Origin of the sequence: Mesorhizobium sp. M4A.F.Ca.ET.020.02.1.1 (assembly GCF_004022645.1) — a bacterium.
In the GTDB taxonomy this organism is placed as follows: Bacteria; Pseudomonadota; Alphaproteobacteria; order Rhizobiales; family Rhizobiaceae; genus Mesorhizobium.
The window spans coordinates 1-678 of record NZ_RZOI01001315.1 but is presented as its reverse complement, the minus strand read 5'-3'; the positions used below and the strand labels follow the sequence as shown (position 1 = coordinate 678).

Annotated in this window: 2 protein-coding genes; both read left to right on the top strand. The window is 65.8% G+C overall.

From position 1 onward, the window contains the following. On the top strand, window positions 1-403 hold a 403-nt coding region (locus EN742_RS36865; RefSeq protein ID WP_245492502.1), incomplete at its 5' end, for an enoyl-CoA hydratase-related protein. An 81-nt stretch (window positions 404-484) separates the two neighbouring features. Then, window positions 485-678 (top strand): AMP-binding protein (locus tag EN742_RS36860; RefSeq protein ID WP_148670613.1); only part of this gene is annotated, 194 nt, incomplete at its 3' end.

The following is a 678-nucleotide window of genomic DNA, read 5'->3' as shown; positions in this document are numbered from 1 at the left end:
CAACTGGGGCATCCTGCCTGGCGGCGGCGCCACCAAGGTGGTGGTCGATCTGCTGTCGATGCGTGATGCCATGTATCACGCGCTGACCGGCGAGCTGATCGACGGCAGGAAGGCGGCGGCCTGGAAGCTGGTCAATGAAAGCGTGCCGCTCAGCGACCTGAAGGCGCGCGTCGCGGAAGTGGCCGGGATTCTTCTGAAGAAGAACCCGGTGGCGCTCAAGGCCACCAAGGACGCCATCCGCCGCGTCGCCGAGATGACCTACGACAATGCCGAGGACTATCTGGTGCGGGCGCAGGAGGCGGCCAATTCCTTCGACAGTGAAGGCCGCAAGGAAGGCATCCGCCAGTTCATCGACGAAAAGAGCTACAAGCCTGGCCTCGGCGCCTACGACAAGGCGAGATGATCCGGTCGATGTGACCTGTCTCGGACCGGCGATCGATGCCGGCCGCAACCGATACGGCGCGTGACACGGGAGGAGATCGCAATGCCGGCCTGGACGACACCGGACCCCGTCGCCTTGCATGCCCGCGCGCAGCCGGAACGCCTCGCTTGCGTCGACCTCGCGTCCGGCCGGCGCTGGACCTATGCCGCGTTCGACGATGCCATCCAGCGCGCCGTCGCAGTGCTCGAAAACAGTGGCATAAAGCAAGGGCAGCGGATCGCCACGCTGGCCCGCAA